The 6036-nt window shown below is 62.3% G+C and carries 2 protein-coding genes; one reads left to right on the top strand and one right to left on the bottom strand.

What is annotated here, in order from left to right:
* The coding region (locus N430_RS28120; protein ID WP_116583666.1) for an Ig-like domain-containing protein at nt 1-5529 on the top strand (5529 nt) is incomplete at its 5' end.
* A 141-nt stretch (nt 5530-5670) separates the two neighbouring features.
* Here the strand turns inward: N430_RS28120 and N430_RS28115 are convergent.
* The gene (locus tag N430_RS28115; RefSeq protein WP_110636884.1) at nt 5671-6036 is read right to left on the bottom strand and encodes a YbaN family protein; all 366 of its coding nucleotides are present in this window, start codon (nt 6034-6036) and stop codon (nt 5671-5673) included.

Below are 6036 nucleotides of genomic sequence, written 5' to 3'. Positions count from 1 at the left end.
GTGAGCTACAGCTACACCCTGACTGGCAACGAAAGCCACCCGGACGGTGCGGGCACCAACAGCATCAGCGAGCACTTCGAGGTAGTAGCCAAGGATGTCGATGGCAGCACTGCCACCGCCAGCCTGGACGTGAACATTGTCGATGACGTGCCACAGGCGAGTGCGGATACCACCAGCGTGGTGGAAGGCGGGACAGCCACGGGCAACGTCCTGTGGAATGACAAGCTGGGGGCGGACCAGGCGGGCACCAGCAATGTCGTGGTCGGTGCACGCGCCGGTTCCGATACGTCGACTTCGGCCATCGGCAATCTCAACACCGCGATCGTTGGCCAGTACGGCACCTTGACCATTGATGCGGCGGGGAATGCGGTCTATCACGCCAACCCGAATGCGGTGCTGCCGCAGGGCGCCAGCGATGTATTCGTCTACACCATCCGCGACACTGACGGTGACGAGAGCACCACGACCATCACGATCAATGTGCAGGACTGCTCGCTCGTTGCCGGGCCCGTTGGCGGGGTAACGGTCCACGAAAGTGCCCTGGATACCCATCAGGACGGCAACGACCTGGCCGCTGGCAGCGTCACCGGCAGCGACCCAGATTCAACCCGCGAAACCGCGTCCGGCAGCCTGGCCGGCACGGCCAGCGGCGGTGTCGGTGCGTTGACCTACAGCCTCGTAGGCAATGCCACCGGCCAGTACGGCCAGCTTCACCTGAACGCCGACGGTTCCTACACCTACACCCTGACTTCACCGGCCAATTCGCCGACCCACGCCAATGACGGCCCCAACACCGTCACCGAAACCTTCACCTACCAGGTAAAAGATTCGGTCGGCAACACGACCACCAGCACTATCGTCATCTCGATTGTCGACGACGTGCCGCAAGCCCACAGCGACTACACCAGTGTGTACAAGGGCGACGAGGTGCGCGGCAATGTGCTGTACAACGATGTGGTCGGTGCCGATGTACGCAGCGACGGCAACTATGTGGTCGGCGTGCGCGCCGGTAGCGACACTTCCACGTCGGCCATCGGCCAGCTGAACACCCAGGTCAACGGCCAGTACGGCTACCTGACCATCGACGAGAAGGGCAACGCGGTCTACCACTCCAACCCGGATGTGGTGTCGCCGCGGGATGCCGTCGACACCTTCGTCTACACCATCCGCGATGCCGACGGTGACGAAAGCACCACGACGATCACCATCAACGTCCACAACTCACTGATGGCTTGTGAGGACCGCGATGTCACGGTGTACGAAAACGCCCTGGACCTGCATAAGGACGGCAACGACCTGGCCGCAGGCAGCGTCACCGGTAGCGACCCGGATTCGACCCGCGAAACCGCCAGCGGCACCTTGGTCGGTTCTGCCAGTGGCGGTGTCGGTGCGTTGACCTACAGCCTGGTGAGCGATGCCACGGGCCAGTATGGCCAGCTTCACCTGAACGCTGACGGCACCTACACCTACACCCTGACTTCACCGGCCAATTCGCCGACCCACGTCAATGACGGCCCCAACACCGTCACTGAAACCTTCACCTACCAGGTGAAAGACTCGGTCGGCAATTCGACCACCAGCACCATTGTCATCACCATCGTCGACGACGTGCCGCAAGCCCACAGCGATTACACCAGCGTGTACAAGGGCGACGAGGTACGCGGCAATGTCATGTACAACGACGTGGTCGGCGCCGATGTGCGCAGCGATGGCAATTACGTGGTCGGCGTGCGTGCCGGCAGCGACACGTCCACATCGGCCATCGGCCAGCTGAACACCCAGGTAAACGGCCAGTACGGCTACCTGACCATCGACGAGAAGGGCAACGCGGTCTACCACTCCAACCCTGATGTAGTGTCTGCCCGGGACGCCGTCGACACCTTCGTTTACACCATCCGTGATGCCGACGGTGACGAAAGCACCACCACGATCACCATCAACGTGCATGACCCACGCATAGAAGTGTGCATGGACGGCGGTGTCACGGTGTTCGAAAAGGCCCTGGACTTGAGCAAGGACGGCAGCGATCTGGCCGCCGGAACGGTCACCGGCAGCGATCCGACTTCACCTCTGGAAACCGCCTCTGGCAGCCTGGCCGGCTTGGCCAGTGGCGGCATTGGCGCCTTGTCCTACAGCCTGGTCAGCAATGCCGTTGGTCAATACGGCCAGATTCACCTGAATGCCGACGGCAGCTACACCTATACCCTGACCTCGCCGGCCAACTCACCGACCCATGCCAACGATGGCGCCAACACCGTCACTGAATCCTTTACCTATCAGGTTCAGGACGCCTACGGCCACTCGGCCACCAGCACCATCGTCATCAGCATTGTCGACGACGTGCCCCAGGCCCACTGCGATTTTGTCAGCGTGTACAAGGGCGACGAGGTGCGCGGCAATGTGATGTACAACGACGTGGTCGGCGCCGACGTACGCAGCGATGGCAACTATGTGGTTGGCATTCGCGCCGGTAGCGACACCAGTACCTCGGCCATCGGCCAGCTGAACACTCAGGTGAATGGCCAGTACGGCTACCTGACCATCGACGAGAAGGGTAATGCGGTCTACCACTCCAACCCGGACGTGGCGTCGCCGCGGGATGCCGTCGACACCTTCGTCTACACCATCCGCGATGCCGATGGTGACGAAAGCACCACGACCCTGACCATCAACGTCCACGACGCCACCCTCGTGGCCTGCGGGGACCGTGATGTCACGGTCTACGAGAAAGCCCTCGACCTGCACAAGGATGGCAACGACCTGGCTGCGGGCACTACCACCGGCAGTGACCCGACCTCGACCGGCGAAACGGCGTCCGGCTCGCTGGTTGGGTCGGTTTCCGGTGGCGTGGGGTCACTGACCTACAGCCTGGTGGGCAACGCAGTCGGTCAGTATGGGCAGATCAGCATCAACCCGGACGGCAGCTACACCTACACGCTGACCTCGCCCGCCAATACCCCAGGTGCCGATTCGACGGTGGAAAACTTCACCTACAAGGCCACCGACTCGCTGGGCCACAGCATCACCAGCAACATTGCCATCACCATTGTCGACGATGCGCCCACGGCGGTTTGCGCCGAGCGCAGCATCACGCCAGGCAAGTTGGATTCCAATATCCTGTTGGTGATCGATGTGTCCGGTAGCATGGATTCTGCTTCCGGCATACCCGGCCTGACCCGGCTGGACGCGGCCAAACAGGCCATCGCTGCGCTGCTCGACAAGTACGATGGCATGGGCGACATCAAGGTGCAGATCGTCACCTTCAGCGGTGGGGCGCAGGTCCAGTCGGCGGAGTGGGTCGGCATCGACGTCGCCAAGTCGATCGTCAACGGCCTGCACGCCGGTGGTTCGACCTACTACGACAGCGCGGCCACTGCTGCCCAGGCGGCCTTCGAGCAGAATGGCAAGCTGGCCGGCGCACAGAATGTCAGCTACTTCTTCTCCGATGGCGAGCCCAGCTCCGGGCATGCCATGACCGCCTCCCGCGAAACGTCCTGGGAGACGTTCCTCGACAGCAATGGCATCAAGTCCTACGCCATTGGCCTGGGCAAGGACGTCAACGCGGGCAACCTGAACCCGTTGGCCTACGACGGCAGCAGCCATACCGACACCAACGCGGTGATCGTCAACGACTTCAACCAACTTTACGGCGTGCTGTCGGGCACCGTGCAGGGATCGCCGATTACCGGCAGCCTGCTCAGCGATGGTACCTTCGGTGCCGATGGCGGCTTCATCAAGGCACTGCTGGTGGATGGCACCACCTACACCTACGACCCGAAAGCCAATGCGGGGCAAGGTGGATACCTGGCCAGCGGTGGCGCCGACAACGCCAGCTTCGACACCACGGGCAACACGCTCACCATCAAGACCAACCTGGGCGGCAGCCTGCTGGTGAACATGGACAGCGGCGAGTTCACCTATACGCCACCCACTGGCAATGGCAGCAGCTCGCCTGAGCGTATCGGCTTCATGGTCAGCGACAATGACGGCGATACCAGCAGTGCCGACCTGCTGATAATGATCAATGGCAACCATGCCCCGGTGGCGGTGGCCGACCATGTCATCACCAACATCACTGGCGCCAGCATCACCTTGCCGTCCGAAGTATTGCTGGCCAATGACAGTGATGCCGACAACGACCACTTGGACGCGGCGCCGATCACCGTCAACACCAACTTTGCCGACAAGGGGGCCGGGTTCACCCTCGGCAATACCGTCCCGAACATCACCTTCGATGGCCATGGCAATACGCTCGACAACCAGTTCAAGGCCTTGGACCGCAGCGCCTTCACCACTGCCGCCGGCAGCATGACCGCAGCGCTGGTGGTGCTCGGCTACCTCGGCAATATCAACAGCAGCAACGCCAATAGCGAGGATGTGATCACCGTCAGCCTGCGCAAGGGCGAGACCCTGCAACTGGACCATGACCGCCCCGACGGCAATCTGAGCCTGGAGTGGAAGGATGCCAACGGCAACTACCAGCCCATTGCCGATGGTGGCAGCTTCACCGCCAGCCATGACGGGGTGTACAGCATCCATGTGATCAATCAGGCCAACCCGTCGGACAACAGCAGGGCCGCCGAGAGTTACAAGCTGAGCCTTGTCGTCGACTACAGCAATGCCGTGAACGAAGTGCATCAGGCCAGTTACACGGTCAACGATGGCCATGGCGGCAGTGCGGTGGGTGCGGTGGATATCACTTACCACGCCGGCAGCACGTTGAACGGCACGGCAGGCAATGATGTATTGATGGCAAGCAACGCCGACACCATCCTCAACGGGGGTGACGGCCATGATGTGCTGGTGGGTGGCGCGGGCAATGACACTTTGCACGGCGGTAACGGCGATGACCTGCTGATTGGTGGCCTTGGCAACGATCTGCTCGATGGCGGGGCGGGCAACGACACCGCCAGCTATGCCTCCGCCACCGGAGGGGTAACGGTCGACCTGAGCCATGTTGGCCCGCAGAACACCGGTGCCGCCGGCATCGATACCTTGACCGGCATCGAGAACCTGATCGGCTCCGACTACAACGACACCTTGATCGGTGATGCCGGTGACAACGTACTCAACGGCGGCCTGGGCAACGATGTGCTCAAGGGCGGTGATGGCAACGACATCCTCATCGGCGGGCCGGGCAACGACATCATGACCGGAGGCAATGGCAACGACACCTTCGTCTGGCAGAAGGGCGACACCGGGCATGACACGGTCACCGACTTCACTCCGGGCAGCGATCATCTGGACCTGTCACAGCTGCTGCAGGGCGAGAATGCCACGGCGGCTTCGCTGGATGACTACCTGCACTTCAAGGTCAGCGGCAGCGGCAGCAATGTGGTCTCGACCATCGAAGTCAGCAGCGTGGCTGGGGCGGCGCCGACCCAGACCATCGACCTGGCGGGGGTCGACCTGGCCCAGCATTACGGGGTGACGGCGGGGGCGGGTGGGGTGATTTCGGCGGGGCATGATACGGCGACCATCATCAACGGGATGATCAATGACCATTCGCTGAAGGTGGATACGGTGTAAGCGGGTCGGTCATCTATTGACTGTGCTGGCCTCTTCGCGGGCAAGCCCGCTCCCACAGGTACAGTGCCGCTCTCAAGGGCTGCAGGGTCCTTGTGGGAGCGGGCTTGCCCGCGAAGGGGCCGGAACAGGAAATAGCAGGGCTCAACCTGGTCGACGCAGGGTCTTCTGCTTGAGGATGTACAGGCTGACCAGTACCGCACTGGTGAGCATGAAGGCCCTGGCCCAGAACAACGGCACCAGGTAGCAGGACAAGCCGATGCTCGCCCACATCAGCCCGATGGCGTAGACCTTGCCCTTGAGCGGAATGCCCTCGCCACTCAGGTAGTCACGAATCCACGGCCCAAGCTTGGGGTGGTAGACCAGCCAATCGTGAAAGCGCGGAGAGCTGCGGGCGAAGCAGGCCGCCGCCAGCAGCAGGAACGGGGTGGTGGGCAACACCGGCAGGAAGATCCCCAGCACCCCTAGCGCAACACTGAGCCAGCCGATGGCCAGCAGCAGGTAGCGCAC

It is taken from the genome of Pseudomonas sp. CC120222-01a, assembly GCF_003097235.1.
Taxonomy (GTDB): Bacteria; Pseudomonadota; Gammaproteobacteria; order Pseudomonadales; family Pseudomonadaceae; genus Aquipseudomonas.
The sequence above is the reverse complement of the archived record's forward strand: the minus strand, read 5'-3'. Positions and strand labels throughout refer to the sequence as shown.